This is a genomic window from Burkholderiales bacterium, from assembly GCA_013695435.1.
In the GTDB taxonomy this organism is placed as follows: Bacteria; Pseudomonadota; Gammaproteobacteria; order Burkholderiales; family JACMKV01; genus JACMKV01.
Genome location: JACDAM010000033.1, coordinates 1 through 24,092 on the forward strand (window position 1 = coordinate 1; position 24,092 = coordinate 24,092).

The window sequence follows — 24,092 nt, forward strand, 5'->3', positions numbered from 1 at the left end:
GACCTCGTGCACGCGGTCAAGCCGGAGCCGCACCACGGCATGCCCCAAGCGGGCTCCGCACACGATACGTTCTGGGATTTCGCCGGCCTGATGCCCGAGATCACGCACATGCTGATGTGGGTCATGAGCGACCGAGCGATTCCGCGCAGCTACCGCATGATGCAGGGCTTCGGCATACACACCTTCCGGCTGGTCAATGCGCAGGGCGCGTCGGTGTTCGTCAAGTTTCACTGGAACCCGGTTGCCGGCACGCATTCAGTGGTGTGGGACGAGGCGGTCAAGTTGAGCGGCGCTGATTCCGATTTTCATCGCCGCGATCTGTGGGAAGCCATCGAGTCCGGCGCCTTCCCCGAGTGGGAAATGCAGTTGCAAATCTTCACCGAGGAGCAGGCCGAAAGCTTCAGCTTCGACGTGCTCGATGCAACTAAGATCGTGCCCGAAGAACTGGTGCCGCTGCGACCGGTCGGGCGCATGGTGCTCAATCGCAACCCCGACAACTTCTTCGCCGAGACCGAGCAGGTCGCGTTCTGCACGCAGCATGTCGTGCCCGGAATCGATTTCAGCAACGATCCGTTGCTGCAAGGACGCAACTTCAGCTATCACGACACGCAGTTGACGCGGCTCGGCGGCCCGAACTTCAATCAGATTCCGATCAACGCGTCAGTGGCGCAGGTGCACAACAACCAGCGCGACGGCTTTCATCAGATGGGCATCCCGCGCGGCCGCGTCGCCTACGAGCCCAACTCGCTCGGCGGCGGCTGCCCGTTCCAGGCCGGCGTGAAGGGCTTCATGTCGTTCCCGCAGCCGATGCAGGAAGACAAGGTGCGCGCCAAGCCGGAAAAGTTCGCCGACCATTTCACGCAGGCGCGGCTTTTCTGGAACAGTCAGTCGGCGCCGGAAAAAGCACACATCGTCGCGGCGTTCCGTTTCGAACTCACGCGCGTGCAGACCAATGCCGTTCGAGAACGCATCCTCTCTATGCTCGCGAATGTCGACGATGAACTCGTCGGGCGAATCGCCGACGGTCTCGGTATGGAAGTTCCCGAGCCGATGCCGAAAGCGCTCGAAAATCCTGCCGCGCCTGAAGTCGAAGCATCGCCCGCGCTGTCGCTGATGTTCCGGCCGGGCGATGGCAGCGTCCGCACGCGGCGCGTCGCTGTTATCGTAGGCGAAGGTGTTGCAGGCGACTCTCTGCTGGCTGTTTACCAGGCTTTGGCCGAAGCCGGCGCGACACCGCGCTTCGTCGGCAAAAAACTCGGCGTCGTACAGACACAGGGCGCCGAGATCAGTGTAGAAACCTCGCTGGAAGCAGCACCGCCGGTGTTGTTCGACGCGCTGGTATTACCCGATGGAAACGACTTGAAAGCGCTAGCGACCGACGGTCACGTCATGGATTACATCAAGGATCAGTACCGGCATTGCAAACCGATTCTGGCCCTTGGCGCCTCGTCTGATCTGCTGGAGGGCGCGGGCGTCTTCGTTAAATTGCCGTCCGGTGAAGCCGACCCCGGCCTCGTGTTGGCTTCGTCCGACGATGTTGATGAGGCGATCGATGACTTCATCCTGGCTCTCGGCAAACACCGGCATTTCGAGCGCGAGACGGATCCGCCGGTCGTTTAGTACCGGCTTGTCACAGACAGGCGAGGGAAACAGCATGGGCACAGCTTTCGTGCCCATGCTGTTTCAGAGATTGATGTGGCATCAAGCCGCTTTTCTGGTCGCATCAGCTTTCTTCAGCAGCGCTTCAGCCATGCGGATGCTGGCGATATCGATCAGACGACCGTCGAGCGACACCGCGCCCTTGCCTTCTTTGGCGGCTTGCGCCATCGCTTCCACCACACGGCGCGCTTTCGTGACTTCGGCATCGGACGGCGTGAAGACTTGGTTGGCGAGTTCTATTTGCGAAGGATGGATCGCCCACTTGCCTTCGTAGCCCAGAACGGCGCAGCGGTTGGCGGCGGAAATAAATCCGTCCGGATCGTTGAAGTCGCCGAACGGACCGTCGATCGGCCGCAAACCATAGGCGCGGCACGCGACCATCATGCGCGTTTGCGCGGCGTGCCAGGGATCGGACCAGAAATACTCGCGATTGCCTTTGTCGTCCTTGTCGGTCAGTACACCTGAATCCTTGTTGACGCCGCCGATCACCGTGGTGCGCGCGCGCGTTGAAGCTGCATAGTCGGCAACGCCGAACGACATCGCTTCCAGCCGTTTGCTCGAAGTCGCAATCGCTTCGACGTTGGCCATGCCGAGTGCTGTTTCGATCAGCACTTCGAAGCCAATGCGTTTGGTGCGCTTCTTGGCATTTTCGATTTGCGTGACCAGCATATCGACGGCATAGACGTCAGCGGCGACGCCAGCTTTCGGAATCAGAATCATGTCGAGGCGCGGACAATTTTCGACGATATCGACAACGTCGCGATACATGTAATGGGTGTCGAGGCCGTTGATGCGGATCATCACGGTCTTGGTTCCCCAATCCATGTCGTTCAGACCCTGCACGATGTTTTTGCGCGCCTGCGCTTTATCGTCCGGAGCAACGGCGTCTTCGAGATCGAGAAAAATAATGTCGGCGGCCGATTTCGCGGCTTTGTCGAATAAAGCCGTGTTGGTTCCGGGTACGGCGAGTTCGGAACGGTGTAATCTGGGTGTGGATTGCTCGATAATGGTAAAGCTCATGTCGTCCTCCTCGTGGAAAGTCTAACATCTTAGCGCGTGTAGCGATTCCATCGGTAGAAAAAATTTATGGGTACCATCAGAAATCCGCATTTGAAAAGGCGACTGCATGCGCCGATAATCGGGTCTCAGGCCTGCCCCAGGGTCTCAGGCCTGCCCCAGGGTCTCAGGCCTGCGCTATCAAGTACCGGGCCCACGGCGCCAGGCAGCATCGCAGCAGCACCTCTCAGCTTTCAACACCCTCACTGTTAACGGGAACCCGCATGGACATTCATGAATATCAGGCAAAAGAATTATTGAGCAGTTTCGGCGTGCCGGTGCCGCGCGGCGGTGTCGTTTACAGCCCCGACCAGGCCGCCTATTGCGCGTCGGAAGTCGGCGGATGGCGCTGGGTAGTCAAGGCGCAGATTCACTCCGGCGGCCGCGGCAAGGCGGGCGGCATCAAGCTGTGCAAAACATATCACGAGGTGCGGCAGGCCGCGGCCGAATTGCTCGGCAAAAAGCTGATCACGAATCAGACCGGCCCGGAAGGGAAAATCGTCCACCGCGTTTATGTCGAAGTCGCCGATCCGTTCGTACGCGAGCTTTACCTGGGCTTTGTGCTCGATCGCAAAACCGAGCGCGTGCGCGTCATCGCATCTTCCGAAGGCGGTATGGAAATCGAGGAAATCGCTAAAAACCATCCGGAAAAAATCCTGCAGGAAACCGTCGATCCGGCGGTCGGCTTGCAGCAGTTTCAGGCGCGTGAAATCGCGTTTGGCCTGGGCCTGACATTGAAGCAAGTCAGCCGCGCCGTCACCGCGATCATGGCCGCCTATCGCGCCTTCCGCGATCTCGATGCCACCATGGTCGAAATCAATCCGCTGGTCGTTACTGAAGACGAACGCGTACTCGCGCTCGATGCAAAGATGTCGTTCGACGACAACGCGCTGTTCCGCCGCCGCAACATCGCGGAGATGCGCGACCCCGGCGAAGAAGATCCGCGCGAGGTGGTGGCCGGGCAGCATGGTCTGAACTATGTCGGCCTCGATGGCACGATCGGCTGCATCATCAACGGCGCTGGCCTGGCCATGGCGACCATGGATACGATCAAGCATGCGGGCGGCGAGCCGGCCAACTTCCTCGACGTCGGCGGCGGCGCTTCGGCCGAGCGCGTTGCGGCGGCATTCCGTCTGGTTCTTTCCGACAAGAACGTCGGCGCGATCCTCGTCAATATTTTTGCCGGCATCAACCGCTGCGACTGGGTTGCCGAAGGCGTTGTGCAAGCCGCGCGCGAAGTCGATCTCAAGGTGCCGCTGATCGTTCGCCTCGCCGGCACCAATGTCGAAGCCGGGCAGAAGATCATCGCCGAAAGCGGCCTGCCGATCATCAGCGCCCATACGCTGAAGGAAGCCGCCGAAAAGTCGGTAGCAGCCCAGAAAGCCTACGCGGCAGCGGCATGATTCGGCGCCGCATCCACGCAAACGTTAACGAATAAGCGAGACTTCACGCCATGAGCATATTGATAGACGGAAATACACCTGTCCTGATCCAGGGTTTCACCGGCGACAAGGGAACCTTTCACGCGAAGGAAATGATTGCGTACGGGACCAAAGTCGTGGGAGGCGTGACGCCCGGCAAAGGCGGCCGCGAGCATCTCGGGCTACCTGTTTTCAACACGGTCAAAGAAGCTGTCAAACAGACCGGTGCTACGACCAGCATCACCTTCGTGCCCCCGGCATTCTGCGCCGATTCGATCATGGAAGCGGCCGACGCCGGCATCCGGCTCGTCTGCTCCATCACCGACGGCATCCCGGCGCAGGACATGATGCGCGTCAAGCGCTACCTGATGCGCTACCCGAAAGAAAAACGCACCATGCTGGTCGGCCCGAATTGCGCCGGCATCATCAGCGCCGGCAAAGCCATGCTCGGCATCATGCCGGGTCATATTTACAAGCAGGGCAAGGTCGGCATCGTTTCGCGCTCTGGCACTTTGGGATATGAAGCAGCAGCGCAGCTCGAGATAGTCGGCCTCGGCGTCACGACCAGCGTCGGCATCGGCGGCGACCCGATCAACGGCAGCTCGTTCCTCGACCATCTCGTATTGTTCGAGCAGGATCCGGAGACCGAAGCCGTTATGATGATCGGCGAGATCGGCGGACCGCAGGAAGCCGAAGCCGCCAAGTGGGTCAAGGAAAACATGAGCAAGCCCGTCATCGGTTATGTCGCCGGGGTGACGGCGCCGAAAGGGCGCCGCATGGGCCACGCTGGCGCGATCATCTCGACCAGCGGGGATAGCGCAGCCGAGAAAGCCGAAATCATGAAGTCGTACGGCTTGTTCGTTGCACCCAGTGCTGCCGAGCTTGGCGAGACGGCCGCGAGGGCCATGGCGAGCAAGAAGAGTCGCGCTGCCGCGGCGTAGCATCTCGCGCACATCCGGATGATGTACGAGGCAAGCCGACGCGTCGGCTTGCTTTTTTCCGTATCGTTCGCTTGGCAGGCTGTTGAAAAACGTAGTAAGCGTAGGTCAAGGTGCGCAAGCCCCCTGACAAAAGATTGTGCACCGATGCGGTCAGGGAGCCTTCGGCACCCTGAGCTACGGATTGTCCCAGACTTATGACTTTATTTACAAACACCTCACTTGGCAATGCTTCGCTTCTGATGAGTGACCTCCCCGATAGCCGCATCGATATTCCGGAATCGGCCGATCTGCTGTTTACCTTGCTGACCGATGTGGTACGCCGCCATCAGCCCGATATCGAAGCGGCGCTGAAAGGCGGCGGGCCGAGCAGCGACTTCAGCGCGGCCGCCCCCGAAGCTCTTGCGCGCACCTTGCAGGCGCAAGGCATCTGGTTACAGTTGCTGAGCCTCTCCGAACAACGCGCTGCCATGAGGCAACGGCGCGAAATCGAACGCGAGCGCGGTTACGATCATGTGCGTGGAACGTTTGCGAATGTCATTGCCGGCGCGCGCAAAGCCGGCATCTCCGCCGATGAGCTGCGCGCGTTACTGCCCGCCCTGCGCGTTCGTCCGGTCATCACGGCTCATCCGACCGAAGCCAAACGCGTCACGGTGCTGGAAAAGCATCGCAAGATTTATCTGCAACTTCTCGAGCTCGAATCGCCGCGCTGGACCGAACGCGAACGTAAAGCGCTGATCGACGCCGTGCGTAACGAGATCGAACTGCTCTGGCTGACCGGCGAATTGCGTCTGGCAAAACCGACCGTCGCACAGGAAGTCGCCAGCGGTTTGTATTTCTTCAGGGAAAACCTGTTCGACGCCACGCCGGAACTGCTCGACAAGCTCGAGCGCGCGTTACAGCAAAACTACCCGGGTGAACGCTTCGACATCCCGCCGTTTTTCCAGTATGGCGCGTGGATCGGCGGCGATCGCGACGGCAATCCGTTCGTGACCAACGAAGTAACGCGCGGCGCATTGGCGCAAAATCGACTGGCAAGCCTGCGGCGTTATGGCGAGCGCCTCGCGGAAATCGCCCGGATGCTGTCGATTACCGAAAATGCCGCGCGCATATCTGTGGAATTCCGCGACAGACTGGCGCAGGCATTGGCGGAAGCCAGAGATGGCGATGGTATCGTCAGCCGCAATCCCGGCGAGCTTTTTCGCCAGTTTCTCGTTTGCATGTCGAACAAGCTCGATGCCACGCTCGAGAGCAATCCCGCGCAAGCGCCCGCGAAGGCTCGCTATGGCACAGCCGACGAATTTATCGCCGACCTCGCATCTCTCGAGCAAGGGCTCGCCGAAAGCACGCGCACAGATTTGGCGCGCGCGCTGGTTCTTCCGCTGCGGCGCGAAGTGCAGACGTTCCGCTTCAGCACTGTGCGGCTCGACTTGCGCGAAAATTCCACTCGCACCAATCAGGCGCTCGCGGCACTTTGGCGGAGCAGAAACGGCATGTCGGAACCTGCCGCCGCGGACAGCCAGGAATGGAAAAACTGGCTGCTCGACGAACTCGCGCGGCCGTTGACGGCTGCCGACAAGGCGCCTGATTTGCCCGCGACGGAGGCGGAAACGCTGGGCATGTTCCGGCTTGCCGCCGAACTCAGAGAAAGCGTCGACCGCGAAGCTTTCGGCAGCTTCATTCTCAGCATGACCAGTTCTCCGGCTGATATTCTCGGCGTGTACGTGCTGGCCAAGATTGCGGGATTGTTCGCCGATACTGCCGGCATCGAGCGCTGTGTGCTGCCTATCGTCCCGCTGTTCGAAACCATCGGTGATCTGCGCAGCGCGCCGGCGATCATGCGCGAACTTCTGGGCGTGCCGGTCGTGCGGCGCAGCGTCAACGCGCAAGGCGGCGTACACGAAGTGATGATCGGCTATTCCGATTCGAACAAGGACGGCGGTTTCCTGACTTCAAACTGGGAGCTGTCGAAAGCGCAGATCAAGTTGACGCGCCTCGGTGCCGACATTGGGGTGCCGATCTCGTTTTTCCATGGCCGCGGTGGATCGGTCGGGCGTGGCGGCGCACCCACCGGGCGCGCGATCGCAGCTCAGCCGGCCGGTTCGGTTCATGGACGCTTTCGGGTCACCGAGCAAGGCGAGGTCGTCTCGTTCAAATACGCAAACCGCGGTACGGCCGCCTATCAGATCGAGTTGCTGGCGGCCAGCATCGTCGAACACACTTTGATATCCGAGCGTGAACAGGAGCTGGCGCCGACCGCCGAATTCGACGAAGCCATGGAAGCGCTTTCCGGCGCCGCGCACGCTGCTTACCGCAAGTTCACGCAGCATCCCGATCTTCTTGCCTATTTCCAGGCGGCGAGCCCGCTTGAGGAAATTGGCTTGCTCAACATCGGTTCGCGCCCGGCGCGGCGCTTCGGCGCCAAAAGTCTGGCCGATTTGCGCGCCATCCCATGGGTCTTCGCGTGGGCGCAAAATCGCCATCTGATCCCCGGCTGGTACGGCGTCGGCAGCGGCATCCAGGCTTTCCTTGCGGTGCGCGGCGAGCGCGGGCTTCTGTTGTTGCGGCGGATGTTCGAAGCATCGCGCCTGTTCCGGCTGGTCATCGACGAAGTCGAGAAGCAACTGCTGCAGATCGATCTTTCCATCGTGCGCGAATATGCAAGGCTGGTTGAAGACAGCAAGGTGCGCGACGAGTTTTTCGGCATGATCGAACGCGAATTCGCGCTGACCATCGAACAGATCCTGCTGATCACGGTCGCAGCGAAGATCGGCGAGCGCTTCCCATTATTCGGGGGCCGGTTGGCTCGCCGCCTGAAGACCATGAATCAGGTCAATTACGAACAGGTCGAATTGCTGCGCCGCTTCCGCGCGGAAACGGATGAAAAAAAGAAGGCCGACTACCAGGCCGCGCTGCTGCTGTCGATCAACTGCATCGCAACCGGGGGCGGCGCTACCGGGTAATTCATGCATGCGGCCGCGCTGTTGTTCGGGCAGACCAAAGCACTTTTAAGCCAAGGATAAACCGGATCGCTTCGCATGCGCTCGCAATGACACTCTCATTGCGAGGAGGCACAGCCGACGCGGCAATCTCCAACCGTCAGGTTTTGCTTCGGAAGTAAAAAAGCGGCAAGGAACGAGTCTGGCGTGCTCCTTGCCGTTTTTCTTTATCTTGGGGCAGCTTGATGTAGCTGCCCAATATCTTTTCGTCGTGCGTGTGTCGTCGTGCGTGTGGCGTCTATTCACATCAGGTGCTGCGGCTTGCCGCTGACCCACGCCTCAACGTTGTCGATCAACTGCTCGGCCAGAAACTGCATGGCGCCATCAGATGCCCAGGCCACGTGCGGCGTCAGGATGAAATTCGGGTGGCGAAGATCAAGCAGCGGATTGCCTTCCTTTGGCGGCTCTTTGGTCAGCACGTCGAAGCCCGCGCCGGCGATCAGACCTTCTTTCAGCGCTTTGACCAGCGCCAGTTCATCGACCAGACCACCGCGCGCCGTGTTAATCAGGATCGCGCTGCGTTTCATTTTGCGAAACTGCGCGTCGCCGATCAGATTTCGTGTCGAAGCCAGGAGCGGCATATGCAAGGAAATTACATCGCTCCGCGCCAGCACTTCGTCGAGCGGCGTGAACTCGACATCTGGCGCCTTCGGCGGTTCGTGGTCGGCAAACAGCACGTTCATGCCGAACCCGCGCGCGACTTTCGCGGTCCCTTGCCCCAACTGACCCTCACCGATAACGCCGAGCGTGCTGCCGAACAAATCGCCGATCGGATGGGTGAACAGGCAGAACTGATCCGACTGCTGCCACAAACCCTTCTGCACGTCCTGCTGATACGCGAGCAGATTGCGGCGCAGCGCGAGTATCATCGAAAACGCGTGCTCGGGAACGGTATGCACCGCGTAGTTGCGGATGTTGGCGACCGCGATGCCATTCTTTTTGCAGTATTCGAGATCGACGTTGTCGGTCCCGGTGGCCGCGACTGCAATCATTTTCAACTTGGGCAACTTCGCCAGCGTAATGCCGCGCATAGGCACTTTGTTGACGAGCGCGATAGTCGCATCGCTTAGCCTTGCCAACACTTCATCGGCAGTGGTTTTTTCATGCTCTTCCCAGCGATGGTCGAACGTCGGACGACGCACATTCGCCTTGACCGAGGCGCGATCGAGAAAAACGACGTGATGTTGCGCCATATCCGCCCGCTCAGGTGATGCTGCCAGTGGAATGCGAGGCGTACTCAACTTCCTTGCGGCTGACTTTTTTCTTGGGCACCGGATCCGTGCTGCGGTAGAACTGCGCGGCCGCGCCAACGCCGCTGCCGAGCTTGACCTTGATGCCAACATCGGCCATTGCCATCTCTGAGCCGGCAATTGCGCCGAGCACCATCAGTTCGTTCAGATCGCCGAGATGGCCGATGCGGAACAACTTGCCGGCGACTTTCGACAGCCCGGCGCCGAGCGCAAGATTGTAACGGCGGAAAGCGACATCGATCACATGCGCCCCATTGATGCCTTCGGGCACCATGATTGCGCTGACCGTATCCGAATACCATTTCGGCTCTTTTGCGCACAGTTTCAGGCCCCACGCCTCGACTGCGGCGCGCACACCACCGGCGAGACGATGATGGCGTGCGAAAATTTCTTCCAAGCCCTCCTCGAAAATCACGTCCAGCGATTCGCGCAGCCCGTACAGCAACGGCAGCGACGGGGTGTACGGGAAGTAGCCGGTCGCATTGGCCTTGATCATGTCGCCGAAATCGAAGAACACGCGGCGGCATTTGGCTTGCCCTTGCGCCGCAAGCGCTTTTGGGTTGGCGCAAACGATGCCGAGACCGGCCGGCAGCATGAGCCCTTTCTGTGAGCCGGCAACCGCGCAGTCGACGCGCCATTCGTCCATGCGGAAATCCAGGCTGCCGATCGAGCTGACGCCGTCGACGTACAGCATGGCCGGGTGCTTGGCGTTATCCATGGCGCGACGGACGGCAGCGATGTCGCTGGTAACACCGGTGGCGGTCTCGTTATGGACAACCATCACCCCCTTGATCTTGTGCTCTTTGTCGGCCTTCAAAACCTGCTCGATGCGATCCGGCGGAGCGCCTTCGCCCCATTCCACGTCGAGCACTTCGACGTCGAGGCCGATACGTTGCGCGAGGTCGATCCACAGGTGGCTGAATTGGCCAAAACGCGGCGAGAGCACTTTATCGCCGGGCGACAAGGTGTTGGTCAATGCTGCTTCCCAGCCGCCGGTGCCGGTCGCCGGGAAAATGAACGCCTGGCCGCTTTGCGTTTTGAAGACTTTTTTCAGGTCCTCGAACAACGACATGGTCAATTCCGGAAACTTCGAGGAACGATGGTCTTCCATCGCAACGAGCATCGCACGCATGACGCGATCCGGCATATTGGTCGGACCGGGAACAAACAGAAAATTGCGGCCTGGCATAGGAAGTCTCCTGATTGATGAGGCGTCGGCCGACGCCGTGATTCAGCGAATGGTCGTCACGCTCACGCGTAGACCGGGAATTTCTTGCACATCGCCTGGACGTCGGTGGCCACGCGCTTCAACGCCGCATCGTCCTCGGGGGCGTCGAATACGTCGGCGATCAGATTCGCCAACTGCTCGGCCTCGATTTCGCCGAAGCCGCGTGTCGTCATTGCCGGCGAGCCGATGCGAATACCGCTGGTCACAAACGGCTTTTCCGGATCGTTCGGAATCGCGTTCTTGTTGACCGTGATGTGGGCGCGACCGAGTGCCGCTTCGGCCGCCTTGCCGGTAATTTTCTTGGGGCGCAGATCGACCAGAAACACATGCGATTCGGTGCGGCCGGAAACGATGCGCAGGCCGCGCTCCTGAAGCACTTTGGCGAGCACACGCGCGTTGGCCAGCACCATTTCCTGGTACTGCTTGAACTCGCGCGTTCCCGCTTCCTTGAAAGCGACCGCCTTGGCGGCAATCACGTGCATCAATGGGCCGCCCTGAATACCCGGGAAAATCGTCGAGTTCAGCGCTTTTTCGTGTTCGGGCTTGGCCATGATGATGCCGCCGCGCGGGCCGCGCAGGGTTTTGTGGGTGGTACTGGTCACGAAATCGGCGATTCCGATCGGGCTCGGGTAGACCCCGGCCGCCACCAGTCCGGCATAGTGCGCCATGTCCACGAACAAATACGCGTGGACGCTTTGTGCGATTTCCTGAAACCGCTTCCAGTCCATGACAAGTGAGTAGGCCGACGCGCCGGCCACGATCATTTTCGGCTTGTGCTGTTGAGCGAGACGTTCGACTTCGTCGTAATCGATCTCTTCGGTATCGGGGTGCAAGCCATAGCTTGCGGCCTTGTATATCTTGCCGCTGAAATTAACCGAAGCGCCGTGGGTCAAATGGCCACCGTGCGCGAGCGACATGCCGAGAATGGTATCGCCCGGTTTCAGCACTGAGAAATAGACTGCCTGGTTTGCCTGCGAACCCGAGTGTGGTTGCACGTTCGCGTAATCGGCATTGAATAGCGCTTTCAGGCGATCGATCGCGATTTGTTCAACGATATCGACATACTCGCAGCCACCATAATACCGCTTACCCGGATAGCCCTCGGCGTACTTATTGGTTAACACCGAGCCCTGCGCTTTCAGCACGTTCTGACTGACGTAATTTTCGGATGCGATGAGCTCTACATGGTCTTCCTGGCGGCGATTTTCCTGCTGCATCGCCTGCCAAAGGTCGCTGTCGGCTTCCTGCAAATTCGGTGAGGGAAACATGGGGTTCTCGTTGTATGTGGAGGGGCAAAGGGGGCAGACTCAATCGTGAGATCATATTTCACGACATAAAATCGAGCCAGTCAGAGTTTCTTATGGTGATTATAACCGCTATTTATCCGCGTCCGGGACCAGATCAACTTGAACGCCGCGGTCGTAGATCAATTCCCGATCGGCGACCCGCACCAGCGGATTCAATCGGTGCGGCTGGGACTTGTCCAGCGCGATTAGATGAATAACAGACAGGCCGCGAACAATCAAGTAATCCGCGATCAAATAGCGATGACATTGCCAGGGCATGCGCTCCGCGCACATCAAGGCGAGCGGCGCATGTTTTGCCGATGTAACCAGATCGTCGATGGTCGTGGCAAAGCCCGGCGATGCCATATGGTCTGCATAAGCGCTGAAGCTGAGATTGTTCAGGCCGGTGTTCATCGACTCCCGGCCCGGTTTGCGCAAGCCGCCGAGTTCTTTCCCTTGCCACGCGTATTCTATGCCGTTCTCGGCAAGCGCTTTACTGAGGGGTTCGCGCGAAAAATGCGGGTGGCGGCGCGACATCGGGTAAGCGCGAACATCGACCAGCAAGCGGATCGGAGCAATTAGCGCGATAAATTCTTGCAGCGAGCGATTGCCATGGCCGACCGAGTAAATGGTAACAGGCATGCGTTATTCCGCCCTCGAATTAGGGCCCTGGTCCCGAGAATCAAGTCAAAAGAAAAAACCGGGGTGGCCCCGGCTTGACTGTGACCCATTTAAAACGAAACGGCCGCAAGCTTCACACTTCGCCCTTTGCCTTTGGCTTGCTCTCGCTGTCCTCGATCTGCTCAGGCCGATCCATCAACTCGATCAGCGCCATTTGCGCATTGTCGCCTTGACGCATTCCGAACTTCAAAATACGCAGATATCCGCCATTTCTCGCGGCGTAACGCGGGCCAAGTTCATCGAACAGCTTGACAACCATGTCGCGGTCGCGCATCCGATTGAACGCCAGCCGCCGATTAGCCAAACTGGGTTTTTTTCCCAGGGTAATGAGGGGCTCGGCGACCCGCCGCAACTCTTTTGCCTTGGGTAAAGTCGTCTTGATCACTTCATGGCGCAGCAGCGAATTCGCCATATTGCGTAGCATTGCCAAACGGTGGCTGCTGGTGCGATTTAATTTACGAAGTCCCAGTCGGTGGCGCATTGCAGTCTCCTAGACTGGCCGTTCCATACCCGCGGGCGGCCAATTTTCCAGCCGCATGCCTAACGTCAAACCGCGCGACGCGAGCACTTCCTTGATCTCATTCAGCGATTTGCGGCCGAGATTCGGTGTTTTCAGCAATTCGTTCTCGCTGCGCTGTATCAGATCGCCGATGTAGTAGATGTTTTCGGCCTTCAGGCAATTCGCGGAGCGCACCGTCAACTCGAGGTCATCGACCGGACGCAGCAGAATCGGATCGACCTGCGGCGCCTTGGGCTGCTCGATCAGTGTCGGTGTTCCCTTCAAATCGGCAAATACGGATAACTGCTCGACCAGCACGCGGGCAGCGTAGCGGATCGCCTCTTCCGGCTCGATAACGCCATTGGTTTCGATATCCATTACTAGCTTGTCGAGATCCGTGCGCTGCTCCACCCTCGCACTCTCAACCGCGTAGCTGACGCGGCGCACCGGGCTGAACGACGCATCCAGAACGATGTTGCCGATGCTGCGCGTCTCCTCGCCAAGCACACGCGAGGTGCCCGGAAGATAGCCGCGGCCGTGTTCGACCTTGATTTCCATGTCGAGCTTGCCGCCTGCGGTGAGATGGGCGATCACGTGGTCCGGATTGACAATCTCGACATCATGGCCGGCCTGAATATCGCTGGCAGTCACGACGCCTTCACCCTGCTTTTTGAGGGCAAGAATGGCCTCGCTGCGATTGTGCAGCTTCAGAACGATGCCTTTCAGATTAAGCAGAATGTCGACGACGTCTTCCTGGACGCCGTCAAGCGTCGAATATTCATGCAGCACGCCGTTGATATTGACTTCGGTCGCGGCAAACCCAGGCATGGACGACAGCAGGATGCGACGCAAGGCATTGCCCAGGGTATGGCCGTAGCCGCGTTCGAACGGCTCCATCGTGACCTTTGCGTGCCGCGGCGAAAAGTTTTGCACATCGATAATACGCGGCTTCAGGAAACCACTGCTTTGCATGGCCTGCATCCTTTATTCCTAAAAAGACGTTGATCCGGCAGCGTACCGAGCACGTGCCGGATTCGATCAAAAACGGACGGACTTTACTTCGAATACAACTCGACGATCAACGACTCATTGATCGTGGCGGGCAGATCGGCGCGCTGCGGTTTGGCTTTGAACGTACCCTTCAGGTCGGCGCTGCTGACTTCCAGCCACTCCGGGATGCCTCGCTGCACGGCGGATTCGACCGCTGCCTTGATGCGCAATTGCGCCTTCGATTTCTCGGCAACTTCGACGACGTCTCCCGGACGAACCTGGTAAGACGGAATATTGACCCGCTTGCCGTTCACCAGAATACCGTTGTGGCGAACGATCTGGCGGGCCTCGGCGCGCGATGCGCCAAAACCCATTCGATACGAAACCGTGTCCAGACGGCTTTCAAGGATCTGCAGAAGATTTTCGCCGGTGATGCCGCGCGCGCGATCCGCATCCTCGTAATTGTTGCGAAACTGCCGTTCGAGCAAACCGTAAATACGGCGGACTTTCTGCTTTTCCCGCAGTTGCACCGCATAGCCGGACATCCGGGTATTCTTCTGACCGTGTTGGCCTGGCGCATAGGTCCGGCGCTCGACCGCGCACTTATCGGTAAAACATTTCTCGCCTTTCAGAAAAAGCTTCTCGCCTTCACGGCGGCATTTGCGACAGCTTGCATCGAGGTTCCTGGCCATATTTCCTGATCCGTGTATCTGAATTGGCCGGCCTAGATGCGGCGGCGTTTTGGCGGGCGACACCCGTTATGCGGAACCGGCGTCACATCCGAAATGCTGGTGATTTTGAAGCCCGCGGCATTTAATGCCCGGACCGCCGATTCGCGGCCTGGCCCCGGGCCCTTGATTCTGACCTCAAGATTTTTGACGCCGAATTCCTGCGCCACTTTTCCGGCATGCTCAGCTGCCACTTGGGCGGCGAAAGGCGTGCTCTTGCGCGAACCCTTGAAACCGCTGCTGCCTGAAGTCGCCCAGGACAGCGCGTTACCCTGCCGGTCGGTAATCGTTACGATCGTGTTATTGAACGAAGCGTGTATATAAGCGATGCCCTCAGCGACATTCTTTTTAACTTTTTTTCTGACCCGGGTAACAGGTTTGACCATTTATGTCCTATTCCTCACGTAATCTTGTTTACCGGATTTGCTACCGAGAATCTTGAGCAGCAAGGTTATTTTGCTGCGCGAACTGCTTTGCGCGGACCTTTGCGCGTGCGTGCGTTGGTGCGAGTGCGTTGACCGCGTACCGGCAGCCCGCGACGGTGGCGAAGGCCGCGATAACATCCGAGATCCATCAGGCGCTTGATGTTCATCGACACTTCGCGCCGCAAATCGCCTTCCACCGTGAGCTTGCCGACCAAGTCGCGTAGTTTATCCATATCCCCATCGGATAAATCCTTGATCTTCGCGGCTGAATTCACGCCAGCGACCGAACAGATCTGGCGCGCCCGGCTGCGGCCTATGCCGAAGATTGCCGTCAATGCGATCTCCGCGTGCTGGTGATTCGGAATGTTTACGCCTGCGATACGCGCCATAGAATGTCTCTAAAAACGGCCTGAAAAGCTAACCGGTGATTATAACCTAAGCAACCCCGTGTTGACACCGGCGCAAGGAGCAATAATGGATGCTAGCCTTGCCGCTGCTTGTGGCGGGGATTCGTGCAAATGACCCGGACGACGCGATTGCGCCGGATAATCTTGCACTTGCGGCAAATCTTCTTGACTGATGCCTGTACTCTCATGACTCGCTCCTGTTTTGATTCCAGTCGCCCGCTATTTCGCGCGGAACACTATGCGCGCCCGGCTCAAATCGTATGGCGTCAACTCCACCGTAACCTTGTCGCCAGGCAATATGCGGATATAGTGCATACGCATTTTTCCGGAGATATGCCCGAGCACGACATGTCCGTTTTCAAGTTTGACGCGGAAGGTTGCGTTCGGCAGGGTTTCGAGTATCTCACCCTGCATCTGTATCGTGTCTTCCTTAGCCATTAACGGGACACCCGCGTCGACGTAACCAATGGTTCATCAACGCGTCGGGAAGGCGCCGCCCTTGAAGCTCGCTTTTTTCAGCAGACTCTCATACTGGTGGGACATGATGTAGGCCTGCACCTGCGCCATGAAGTCCATGGTTACGACGACGATGATCAGCAAACTGGTTCCGCCGAAATAAAACGGTACGTTGTATTTGACGATCAAAAACTCGGGTAGCAGGCACACGAACGTTATGTAAATTGCGCCCGCGAGCGTCAGCCTGAGCATGATGCGCTCGATGTAACGCGCGGTTTGCTCGCCCGGCCGTATGCCCGGAACGAAAGCGCCGCTCTTTTTAAGATTCTCGGCGGTATCTTTCGGATTGAACACGAGCGCCGTGTAAAAAAAGCAGAAAAATATGATGGCGGCTGCGTACAGCATGACGTAGATAGGCTGCCCGGGGCTCAAGGTTCCGCCGATATCCCTGAGCCACGTCATGTTTTCACTGGAGCCGAACCAGCCCGCCAGCGTCGCTGGAAACAAAATGATGCTCGATGCGAATATCGGCGGAATAACGCCGGACATGTTCAGCTTCAGCGGTAGATGCGAAGTCTGCCCGCCGAAAATCTTGCGCCCGACTTGGCGCTTCGCATAATTGACTTGTATTTTTCGTTGCCCGCGCTCGACAAAAACGACAAATGCCGTCACCAGCGCAGCCCCTACGAACAAGGCGATTACCAGCGGAATCGAAAACGCGCCGGTACGCGCCAATTCCAGAGTCCCGCCTATCGCCTGCGGCAAACCCGCAGCGATGCCCGCGAATATGATCAACGAAATGCCGTTGCCGATACCGCGCTCAGTGATCTGTTCGCCCAGCCACATCAGGAACATCGTTCCCGTCACCAGCGTCAGCATGGTGACCAGCCGGAATGCGATACCCGGATCGAGCACCAGTCCGCGCTGCGATTCAAGGGCAACAGCAATACCGAAGCCCTGGAAAACCGCCAGCACGAGTGTGCCGTAGCGCGTGTACTGCGTAATTTTACGTCGGCCCGCTTCGCCTTCTTTTTTCAGCTGCTCGAGCTGCGGCGAAACCACGGTCATCAACTGCATGATGATGGATGCGGAAATATACGGCATGATGCCGAGCGCGAAAATCGTGAAGCGGGACAGCGCGCCTCCGGAAAACATGTTGAACATGTCGAGGATGCCGCCCTGCTGGCTTTTGAACAGCTCCGCGAGTTGCACCGGATCGATCCCGGGCACGGGGATATGCGCGCCGATGCGATAAACGACGAGTGCGCCAAGCAAAAACAGCAATCGTTGTTTCAGATCGCCTAATTTGCCCGACATGCCCAGAACGGAAGAGTTGGCTGCCATGCTTACGCTTCCGCTGTATCGCCTGGCGCCGTATCGCCTGGCGCCGTATCGCCTGGCGCTTCTGCGATCGATCCGCCCGCGGCTTCGATCGCAGCGCGTGCGCCTTTCGTCACGAGCAAGCCCTGCAGTTTCACCGCCTTGCTGATTTTGCCGGACAGCATAACCTTGCCGGCAAGCGCCGACGCGGGAACAATACCGGCCTGCTTCAAGGCATGGATATCGATGGTGTCGAGCGGCAACTTCATCAGATCCGATAGCCTCACCTCGGCAGTACGCGTACGCGTCAACGAGACGAAACCGCGTTTTGGCAAGCGACGCTGCAACGGCATTTGTCCGCCCTCAAAGCCAACCTTATGAAAGCCGCCCGAACGCGATTTCTGACCCTTGTGTCCGCGCCCTGCGGTTTTGCCCAAGCCGCTGCCGATGCCGCGGCCGACGCGACGCCGTGGCCGCGCACTGCCGCCAGCCGGTTTCAGTTGGTTCAAGCGCATTCAGGCCTCTGCTTTAACGAGGTAACGAACCTTGTTGATCATGCCGCGCACTTCCGGCGTATCGGCTATTTCAACCGTATGGTTCAAGCGGCGCAGGCCCAAGCCGCGAACACAGGCACGATGCGACTCGATCGTCCCGATTACACTCTTGACCAAGGTGACTTTCACCGTTTTACTGGAACTCTTTTCCACGTCTAACCTGTTATCTCTTCTATTGTCTTACCGCGCTTGGCAGCGATATCGGACGGCGTGTTCATGGCGACAAGGCCATTCAGTGTCGCGCGAACAACGTTGTAGGGATTGGTCGAGCCGAGGCATTTCGCCAGAACATCGTGCATGCCCATGACTTCGAAAATCGCACGCATGGGACCGCCTGCGATGATCCCGGTTCCTTCCGACGCGGGCTGCATATAGACGCTGGCTGCGCCATGCCGGCCAATAACGGCATGGTGTAACGTGCCATTCTTCAGACTGACCTTGACCATTTTGCGGCGCGCTTCGTCCATCGCCTTCTGCACTGCTACAGGCACTTCACGCGCTTTGCCCTTGCCCATGCCGACGCCGCCATCGCCATCGCCGACGACTGTCAGCGCGGCGAAACCAAGAATGCGGCCGCCTTTCACGACTTTCGTAACGCGATTGATCGCGACCATTTTTTCGCGCAACCCGTCGCTGCGCTCTTCCTGCTGAAATTTTGCCATCGTCAGTCCTGGTAGTGGGCGTTAGAATTTCAGCCCGTGTTCGCGCGCGGCTTCCGCCAATGCCTTGACGCGGCCGTGATATTTGAAGCCGCCACGGTCGAAAGCGACCGACTCAACGCCCTTTTGCTTCGCGCGTTCGGCAATCCGTTTTCCGACTTCCGCGGCCGCCTCAATGCTGCCGCCTTTGGATGAGCGCATGTCGGCCTCGACGCTAGAAGCGCTTGCCAAAACATGTGCTGCTACACCATCTATCACTTGCGCGTAGATATGATTGTTTGAGCGGTATACAGAAAGCCGCAACGCCTTCAGTTCAGCGATGCGCGCGCGCGTTTTCGCTGCACGCCGCTGACGGCCGATAGCTTTGTTCATTTTCTAAGGTCCTTGCTGATCCGTATTACTTCTTCTTCGTTTCCTTCAACGCGACGACCTCGTCGGCGTAGCGGACGCCCTTGCCTTTATATGGCTCGGGTTTGCGGTAAGCGCGCACTTCGGCTGCAGTCTGGCCTACGCGCTGCTTGTCGATGCCCTTGATGATGATTTCGGTCTGGCTCGGCGTCTCGATCTTGATGCCATTCGGAACCTTATATGCGATGGGATGCGAGAAACCCAGACTCAAATTCAGCGTGTCGCCACTTGCCTGGGCGCGATAACCGACTCCGACCAGCGTCAATTTTTTAACGAAGCCCTCGGTCACACCGCGGACCATATTCGCGGTCAATGCGCGCAACGTGCCCGACATGGCGATTGCATGCAGGGATTCCTTGACGACCTTGAAGCGCAAGGTGTCGCCTTCGCGCTCGATCGCAACGTCGGGCCCCAGCGTTTGCTTGAGGACGCCGAGTGGTCCCTTCACCAAGATTTCCGATGCCGATGTCGTGACTTCCACCGCGGCTGGCACGGTTACCGGGTTGTTCGCAACTCTGGACATGTTTGATCTAAATCTCTATTAGGCGACGACGCACAATATCTCGCCGCCGATGTTCTGACTGCGCGCCATTCTATCGGTCATTACGCCCTTCGATGTTGAAACCACGGCGATGCCCAAACCGTTCATTACGCGCGGAATTTCCCCGGAAGTCTTGTAGATGCGAAGCCCTGGCCGGCTGATGCGTTCGATTTTTTCGATGACGGGCTGTCCGGCGTAGTACTTCAGCGCGATTTCGAGCGTCGGCTTGGCGCCATTTTCGCGAACCGCGAAATCCTCGATGTAGCCTTCTTCCTTCAAAACCTTCGCGATTGCGGATTTCAATCGGCTTGAAGGCATCGCTACCGATACTTTTTCCGCCTGCTGCGCGTTGCGGATGCGGGTCAACATATCGGCAATCGGGTCGCTCATACTCATTACGTTTCTCCTGCCTACCAGCTGGCCTTGATAACACCCGGGACTTCACCATTGAGCGCAAGCTCGCGCAATTTGTTGCGGCCGAGACCGAAGCGACGATAAACGCCGCGCGGCCGACCCGTCAGCGCGCAGCGATTGCGCAAGCGCACCGGGCTGCTGTTGCGCGGCAGGGTCTGCAACCTCAAACGCGCGGAATAGCGTTCCTCATCGGACAATTTTGCATTGTCGATCAGGGCGACCAACTCAGCTCGCCTGGCAGCGTATTTCTTTACGGTCGCGCGGCGTTTGTGCTCGCGATTGATCACTGCGGTTTTCGCCATCTAGGAAGCTCCAGACAAAGTGTGCGAACGTCGTTGATTACCAAATGGGCTCCCATGTCATCTCGCGATAGCTTCAATTTCTGAACGGGAACTTGAACGACGCGAGTAGCGCGCGCGCTTCTTCGTCATTCTTGGCGCTGGTTGTGATACTGATGTTCATGCCGCGCAAGGCGTCGATCTTGTCGTATTCGATTTCGGGAAAAATGATTTGCTCTTTGACGCCCATGTTGAAATTGCCACGTCCATCGAACGATTTGCCGGAAATCCCGCGGAAATCGCGGATGCGCGGAATGGCGACCGAGATGAGCCGATCAAGAAACTCGTACATCTGACTATGGCGCAGCGTGACCATGCAGCCGATCGGATAGCCGGTCCGAATCTTGAAGCCGGCAATCGACTTTTTCGATTTTGTGATCACCGGCTTCTGACCGGCGATCTTCTGCATATCGCCGACCGCGTTATCCAGAATCTTCTTGTCGGCGACGGCCTCGCCGACACCCATGTTGAGCGTGATTTTCTTGAGGCGAGGTACTTCCATGACGGACTTGTAACCGAACCGTTCGGTCAATTCCTTGACGACATTTTCCCGGTAGTAATTTTGCAGGCGCGACATTTCGATTCCTATACGTCTATGACTTCACCGTTGGAGCGGAACACGCGGACCCTGCGCCCATCCTCCAAAGTCTTGATGCCAACGCGGTCGGCTTTCTGGGTCGCCGGATTGTAGAGTGCGACATTCGATATGTGGATCGGCATTTCCTGATCGACGATGCCGGCCGTAACACCCTTCATCGGATTCGGCTTCTGATGCTTTTTGACCCGGTTCGCACCCTCGACCAGCACGCGTTCGGCTTCCGCCATCACGCGCAGTACCGTGCCGCGTTTGCCCTTGTCTTTGCCGGCGACGAGGATCACGTCATCGCCCTTTTTAATCTTGCGCATCGTTTTTCCTTCAGAGCACTTCAGGCGCGAGCGACACGATTTTCATAAAACGCTCGGTACGCAATTCGCGCGTTACCGGACCGAAAATCCGCGTGCCGATCGGTTCCAGCTTCGCATTCAGCAAAACCGCGGCGTTGCCGTCGAATTTGACCAGGGATCCGTCCGGACGGCGCACGCCTTTCGCGGTTCGTACAACCACGGCATGGTAAATCTCGCCTTTTTTGACCCGGCCGCGAGGCGCTGCATCCTTCACGCTGACCTTGATCACGTCGCCTATCCCGGCATAGCGCCGCTTCGACCCGCCCAACACTTTTATACACATTACGGAACGCGCGCCGGTGTTGTCGGCAACATCCAGGGTCGACTGCATCTGTATCATTTCAGAACCTCGTCACTTTACTTTCGGCACGCCTGTCGCTACCGCCACGCCACGCTGAAGAGGCGATTGCAGGACGATCGCGCGTGCAGGCTTTGCATCAGATCAGCCGCGCTTTTTCGATCAACTTCGCAACCCGCCATGTCTTTGTTTTCGCCAGCGGACGGCATTCTTCGATGACGACCAGGTCTCCTGGGTGGTAATCGTTGTTCTCGTCGTGCGCATGGTATTTCTTCGAGCGGTTGATAACCTTGCCGTATAGCGGATGCTTGACCGTCCGCTGGATTACGACCGTAACCGTCTTGTTCATTTTGTCGCTGACCACGCGGCCGGTCAAAATGCGGCCCTTAGCTGTCGTTTCGTTCATGCCTGCGCCTTTTGATGCATAACGGTACGGGTACGCGCGATATCGCGGCGAACCTTGCGCAACTCGCTATTTTTCGTCAGTTGTTGTGTCGCGATCTGCATGCGCAAGCTGAATTGCGCCTTGAGCAGCGCGGTCAGCTCGTTTTGCAATTCGGCGTCACTTTTCGATCTTAAATCACTGGCCTTCATCATTACCCCGCCTCATCACCCTATTTGTCTGACGACGAAGGTCGTCTGTATCGGCAGCTTGGCGGCTGCAAGGCGAAATGCGGCGCGCGCGAGCGTTTCGTCGACACCGTCCATCTCATACAGGACTTTGCCCGGCTGAATTTCGGCAACGTAGTATTCCGGATTGCCTTTGCCATTGCCCATGCGAACTTCGGCTGGTTTCTGCGAAATCGGCTTGTCCGGAAAAATGCGTATCCATATCCGCCCGCCCCGCTTGATATGGCGTGTCATCGCCCGCCGTGCAGCTTCGATCTGACGCGCCGTCAAGCGTCCACGCCCGATCGCTTTCAGACCGAATTCGCCGAAACTGACCTTGTTGCCGCGCGTGGCAATGCCGGTGTTGCGGCCCTTTTGCTCCTTCCGGTATTTTCTTCTAGCTGGTTGCAGCATGCTTCACTCCAGAACGGCGCGGCTTTCTTTCCGGTTCGGGCGCCGCAATGGCCGGCTGTTCGTTCTTGCCCAGCACTTCGCCGCGGAAAACCCAGACCTTGATGCCGATTACGCCATAAGTCGTCTTGGCTTCGGCCGTGCCGTAGTCGATCTCGGCGCGCAGCGTATGCAGCGGCACGCGGCCTTCGCGATACCACTCCCTGCGGGCGATCTCGATGCCATTCAGCCGGCCCGCGCTCATGATCTTGATGCCTTGCGCGCCGAGCCGCATGGCGTTGGTCATCGCGCGCTTCATAGCACGACGGAACATGATGCGCTTTTCGAGCTGGGCGGCGATATTGTCCGCTATCAACTGCGCATCGACTTCCGGCTTTCTGATTTCTTCGATATTGATATGAACCGGAACGCCCATCAGTTTCTGCAGTTGCTGTTTCAAGGACTCGATGTCCTCGCCTTTCTTGCCTATGACCACACCTGGCCGCGCGCTGTATATCGTGATGCGGGCGTTTTTCGCCGGCCTTTCAATCACCACCTTGCCGACCGCGGCATGCGCCAGTTTCTTTTTCAGAAACTCGCGGACTTTGATATCTTCATTGAGCATACCCGCGAAATGCCTGCTGTTCGCGTACCACTTCGAAGTCCAGTTGCGTAGTACCGACAAGCGAAAACCGGTTGGATTGATCTTTTGTCCCATGTCTTAATCTCCAACCGTCACAAAAATATGGCAGGTCGGCTTGACGATGCGATTGCCGCGGCCTTTGGCGCGAGCGGTCGAGCGCTTCATCACCGGCCCGCGTTCGACAGAGATGGTCGAGACCCTGAGATCGTCGATATCGGCGCCGTCGTTGTGTTCGGCGTTGGCAATCGCCGATTCAAGCACCTTGCGTATGATGACGGCGCCTTTTTTCGGACTGAAAGCCAGAACATTCAGGGCGCGGTCGACTGGCAGCCCGCGCACCTGATCGGCGACCAGCCGCCCTTTCTGCGCCGAAAGCCGCACGCCGCGTAAAATTGCTGATGTCTTAATCATGAGTTTCGATCCAGGGGCTGGAGCCATTCGCGATTATTTTTTTACCGAGGCTTTTCTATCGGCCGAATGCCCTTTGAATGTTCGCGTATGCGAAAACTCGCCGAGTTTGTGACCAACCATGTTCTCGGAAATGTACACCGGGATGTGCTGCCTGCCATTGTGTACGGCGATGGTCAGGCCGACGAAATCCGGCATGACCGTCGAGCGCCGCGACCAGGTCTTGATCGGCCGCTTGTCATTGCCGGCTCTCGCCGTTTCGACTTTCTGTATCAGATGGCCGTCGGCAAACGGACCTTTTTTTACTGAACGTGGCATATCGGCTCTCTGTCTGAATCGCTAGTCGTGGCGACTGCTTCAACTTGCATAGCGACGGCGCACGATCATATTGCGGGTGCGCTTGTTGCGGCGGGTACGGTAGCCCTTCGCAGGCGTACCCCACGGGCTGCACGGATCGCGTCCAGCCGCAGTTTTGCCCTCACCGCCGCCATGCGGATGATCGACCGGATTCATGGCGACGCCGCGGACTGTCGGCCGTATGC

At 58.3% G+C, this 24,092-nt stretch carries 34 protein-coding genes; 4 read left to right on the forward strand and 30 right to left on the reverse strand.

Features of this window, described 5'->3' with window-relative positions; translation table 11 throughout:
* On the forward strand, nucleotides 1-1,620 hold a 1,620-nt coding region (locus H0V78_01640; GenBank protein ID MBA2350519.1), incomplete at its 5' end, for a catalase.
* A gap of 81 nt (nucleotides 1,621-1,701) precedes the next feature.
* On the opposite strand, the gene H0V78_01645 is transcribed toward H0V78_01640, so the two are convergent.
* Nucleotides 1,702-2,679 (reverse strand): CoA ester lyase, encoded by a 978-nt coding sequence (locus H0V78_01645; protein ID MBA2350520.1) that lies wholly within the window; start codon nucleotides 2,677-2,679, stop codon nucleotides 1,702-1,704.
* 260 nt (nucleotides 2,680-2,939) lie between these two features.
* On the opposite strand from H0V78_01645, the gene H0V78_01650 reads away from it, so the two are divergent.
* The 3 genes from H0V78_01650 (at nucleotide 2,940) to H0V78_01660 (ending at nucleotide 8,037) form a co-directional block, all read left to right on the forward strand.
* Nucleotides 2,940-4,118, forward strand: a complete 1,179-nt coding sequence (locus H0V78_01650) for a malate--CoA ligase subunit beta (protein MBA2350521.1) — start codon at nucleotides 2,940-2,942, stop codon at nucleotides 4,116-4,118.
* Nucleotides 4,119-4,168: 50 nt separating this feature from the next.
* Nucleotides 4,169-5,077 carry a succinate--CoA ligase subunit alpha gene (sucD, locus tag H0V78_01655; protein MBA2350522.1) on the forward strand — a complete coding sequence of 303 codons (909 nt, stop codon included), beginning with the start codon at nucleotides 4,169-4,171 and terminating at the stop codon, nucleotides 5,075-5,077.
* Nucleotides 5,078-5,271: 194 nt separating this feature from the next.
* Nucleotides 5,272-8,037 (forward strand): phosphoenolpyruvate carboxylase, encoded by a 2,766-nt coding sequence (locus H0V78_01660; GenBank protein ID MBA2350523.1) that lies wholly within the window; start codon nucleotides 5,272-5,274, stop codon nucleotides 8,035-8,037.
* 278 nt (nucleotides 8,038-8,315) lie between these two features.
* Here the strand turns inward: H0V78_01660 and H0V78_01665 are convergent, their stop codons facing one another.
* The 29 genes from H0V78_01665 to H0V78_01805 form a co-directional block, all read right to left on the reverse strand.
* Complete coding sequence (locus H0V78_01665) at nucleotides 8,316-9,266, reverse strand: D-2-hydroxyacid dehydrogenase (protein ID MBA2350524.1); 951 nt, start codon at nucleotides 9,264-9,266, stop codon at nucleotides 8,316-8,318.
* A 10-nt stretch (nucleotides 9,267-9,276) separates the two neighbouring features.
* On the reverse strand, nucleotides 9,277-10,512 hold the full coding sequence (locus H0V78_01670; GenBank protein MBA2350525.1) for an alanine--glyoxylate aminotransferase family protein: 1,236 nt from the start codon (nucleotides 10,510-10,512) through the stop codon (nucleotides 9,277-9,279).
* 62 nt (nucleotides 10,513-10,574) lie between these two features.
* Nucleotides 10,575-11,819 carry a serine hydroxymethyltransferase gene (locus tag H0V78_01675; GenBank protein MBA2350526.1) on the reverse strand — a complete coding sequence of 415 codons (1,245 nt, stop codon included), beginning with the start codon at nucleotides 11,817-11,819 and terminating at the stop codon, nucleotides 10,575-10,577.
* A 108-nt stretch (nucleotides 11,820-11,927) separates the two neighbouring features.
* Nucleotides 11,928-12,467 (reverse strand): DUF488 domain-containing protein, encoded by a 540-nt coding sequence (locus H0V78_01680; GenBank protein ID MBA2350527.1) that lies wholly within the window; start codon nucleotides 12,465-12,467, stop codon nucleotides 11,928-11,930.
* A gap of 124 nt (nucleotides 12,468-12,591) precedes the next feature.
* On the reverse strand, nucleotides 12,592-12,999 hold the full coding sequence (gene rplQ / locus H0V78_01685) for a 50S ribosomal protein L17 (GenBank protein ID MBA2350528.1): 408 nt from the start codon (nucleotides 12,997-12,999) through the stop codon (nucleotides 12,592-12,594).
* A gap of 9 nt (nucleotides 13,000-13,008) precedes the next feature.
* On the reverse strand, nucleotides 13,009-13,989 hold the full coding sequence (gene rpoA / locus H0V78_01690; protein ID MBA2350529.1) for a DNA-directed RNA polymerase subunit alpha: 981 nt from the start codon (nucleotides 13,987-13,989) through the stop codon (nucleotides 13,009-13,011).
* A gap of 83 nt (nucleotides 13,990-14,072) precedes the next feature.
* The gene (gene rpsD / locus H0V78_01695) at nucleotides 14,073-14,699 is read right to left on the reverse strand and encodes a 30S ribosomal protein S4 (protein ID MBA2350530.1); all 627 of its coding nucleotides are present in this window, start codon (nucleotides 14,697-14,699) and stop codon (nucleotides 14,073-14,075) included.
* A 32-nt stretch (nucleotides 14,700-14,731) separates the two neighbouring features.
* Nucleotides 14,732-15,121 (reverse strand): 30S ribosomal protein S11, encoded by a 390-nt coding sequence (gene rpsK, locus H0V78_01700; protein MBA2350531.1) that lies wholly within the window; start codon nucleotides 15,119-15,121, stop codon nucleotides 14,732-14,734.
* A 65-nt stretch (nucleotides 15,122-15,186) separates the two neighbouring features.
* Complete coding sequence (gene rpsM, locus H0V78_01705; GenBank protein MBA2350532.1) at nucleotides 15,187-15,549, reverse strand: 30S ribosomal protein S13; 363 nt, start codon at nucleotides 15,547-15,549, stop codon at nucleotides 15,187-15,189.
* A 92-nt stretch (nucleotides 15,550-15,641) separates the two neighbouring features.
* On the reverse strand, nucleotides 15,642-15,755 hold the full coding sequence (gene rpmJ / locus H0V78_01710; protein MBA2350533.1) for a 50S ribosomal protein L36: 114 nt from the start codon (nucleotides 15,753-15,755) through the stop codon (nucleotides 15,642-15,644).
* 31 nt (nucleotides 15,756-15,786) lie between these two features.
* Nucleotides 15,787-16,005, reverse strand: a complete 219-nt coding sequence (gene infA, locus H0V78_01715; protein ID MBA2350534.1) for a translation initiation factor IF-1 — start codon at nucleotides 16,003-16,005, stop codon at nucleotides 15,787-15,789.
* Between the two features lie 36 nt (nucleotides 16,006-16,041).
* Nucleotides 16,042-17,367 carry a preprotein translocase subunit SecY gene (gene secY / locus H0V78_01720; protein MBA2350535.1) on the reverse strand — a complete coding sequence of 442 codons (1,326 nt, stop codon included), beginning with the start codon at nucleotides 17,365-17,367 and terminating at the stop codon, nucleotides 16,042-16,044.
* Nucleotides 17,368-17,369: 2 nt separating this feature from the next.
* On the reverse strand, nucleotides 17,370-17,858 hold the full coding sequence (gene rplO / locus H0V78_01725; GenBank protein MBA2350536.1) for a 50S ribosomal protein L15: 489 nt from the start codon (nucleotides 17,856-17,858) through the stop codon (nucleotides 17,370-17,372).
* Nucleotides 17,859-18,050 carry a 50S ribosomal protein L30 gene (rpmD, locus tag H0V78_01730; protein ID MBA2350537.1) on the reverse strand — a complete coding sequence of 64 codons (192 nt, stop codon included), beginning with the start codon at nucleotides 18,048-18,050 and terminating at the stop codon, nucleotides 17,859-17,861.
* A gap of 2 nt (nucleotides 18,051-18,052) precedes the next feature.
* Entirely contained in the window at nucleotides 18,053-18,559 is a 507-nt protein-coding gene (rpsE, locus tag H0V78_01735; GenBank protein MBA2350538.1) for a 30S ribosomal protein S5, read from the reverse strand.
* A 21-nt stretch (nucleotides 18,560-18,580) separates the two neighbouring features.
* Nucleotides 18,581-18,928, reverse strand: a complete 348-nt coding sequence (gene rplR, locus H0V78_01740) for a 50S ribosomal protein L18 (protein ID MBA2350539.1) — start codon at nucleotides 18,926-18,928, stop codon at nucleotides 18,581-18,583.
* Between the two features lie 25 nt (nucleotides 18,929-18,953).
* Nucleotides 18,954-19,487, reverse strand: coding sequence for a 50S ribosomal protein L6 (gene rplF / locus H0V78_01745; protein ID MBA2350540.1), 534 nt, complete (start codon nucleotides 19,485-19,487; stop codon nucleotides 18,954-18,956).
* Between the two features lie 18 nt (nucleotides 19,488-19,505).
* The gene (gene rpsH / locus H0V78_01750; protein MBA2350541.1) at nucleotides 19,506-19,901 is read right to left on the reverse strand and encodes a 30S ribosomal protein S8; all 396 of its coding nucleotides are present in this window, start codon (nucleotides 19,899-19,901) and stop codon (nucleotides 19,506-19,508) included.
* 14 nt (nucleotides 19,902-19,915) lie between these two features.
* Nucleotides 19,916-20,221 (reverse strand): 30S ribosomal protein S14, encoded by a 306-nt coding sequence (gene rpsN, locus H0V78_01755; GenBank protein ID MBA2350542.1) that lies wholly within the window; start codon nucleotides 20,219-20,221, stop codon nucleotides 19,916-19,918.
* A gap of 73 nt (nucleotides 20,222-20,294) precedes the next feature.
* Nucleotides 20,295-20,834: a 50S ribosomal protein L5 gene (gene rplE, locus H0V78_01760; protein MBA2350543.1), complete on the reverse strand. Its 540-nt coding sequence runs from the start codon at nucleotides 20,832-20,834 to the stop codon at nucleotides 20,295-20,297.
* Nucleotides 20,835-20,842: 8 nt separating this feature from the next.
* On the reverse strand, nucleotides 20,843-21,163 hold the full coding sequence (gene rplX / locus H0V78_01765; GenBank protein MBA2350544.1) for a 50S ribosomal protein L24: 321 nt from the start codon (nucleotides 21,161-21,163) through the stop codon (nucleotides 20,843-20,845).
* A gap of 10 nt (nucleotides 21,164-21,173) precedes the next feature.
* Entirely contained in the window at nucleotides 21,174-21,542 is a 369-nt protein-coding gene (gene rplN / locus H0V78_01770) for a 50S ribosomal protein L14 (protein MBA2350545.1), read from the reverse strand.
* A gap of 97 nt (nucleotides 21,543-21,639) precedes the next feature.
* On the reverse strand, nucleotides 21,640-21,906 hold the full coding sequence (gene rpsQ, locus H0V78_01775; protein ID MBA2350546.1) for a 30S ribosomal protein S17: 267 nt from the start codon (nucleotides 21,904-21,906) through the stop codon (nucleotides 21,640-21,642).
* The gene (gene rpmC, locus H0V78_01780) at nucleotides 21,903-22,094 is read right to left on the reverse strand and encodes a 50S ribosomal protein L29 (GenBank protein ID MBA2350547.1); all 192 of its coding nucleotides are present in this window, start codon (nucleotides 22,092-22,094) and stop codon (nucleotides 21,903-21,905) included. The genes rpsQ and rpmC overlap by 4 nt, the downstream gene beginning before the upstream one ends.
* 15 nt (nucleotides 22,095-22,109) lie before the next feature.
* Nucleotides 22,110-22,523, reverse strand: a complete 414-nt coding sequence (rplP, locus tag H0V78_01785) for a 50S ribosomal protein L16 (protein ID MBA2350548.1) — start codon at nucleotides 22,521-22,523, stop codon at nucleotides 22,110-22,112.
* Nucleotides 22,507-23,217: a 30S ribosomal protein S3 gene (gene rpsC / locus H0V78_01790; GenBank protein ID MBA2350549.1), complete on the reverse strand. Its 711-nt coding sequence runs from the start codon at nucleotides 23,215-23,217 to the stop codon at nucleotides 22,507-22,509. The genes rplP and rpsC overlap by 17 nt, the downstream gene beginning before the upstream one ends.
* 3 nt (nucleotides 23,218-23,220) lie before the next feature.
* On the reverse strand, nucleotides 23,221-23,553 hold the full coding sequence (gene rplV / locus H0V78_01795; GenBank protein MBA2350550.1) for a 50S ribosomal protein L22: 333 nt from the start codon (nucleotides 23,551-23,553) through the stop codon (nucleotides 23,221-23,223).
* Between the two features lie 33 nt (nucleotides 23,554-23,586).
* Nucleotides 23,587-23,868, reverse strand: coding sequence for a 30S ribosomal protein S19 (rpsS, locus tag H0V78_01800; GenBank protein ID MBA2350551.1), 282 nt, complete (start codon nucleotides 23,866-23,868; stop codon nucleotides 23,587-23,589).
* A 39-nt stretch (nucleotides 23,869-23,907) separates the two neighbouring features.
* Nucleotides 23,908-24,092: 50S ribosomal protein L2 (locus H0V78_01805; protein ID MBA2350552.1), on the reverse strand; the 185-nt coding region annotated here is incomplete at its 5' end.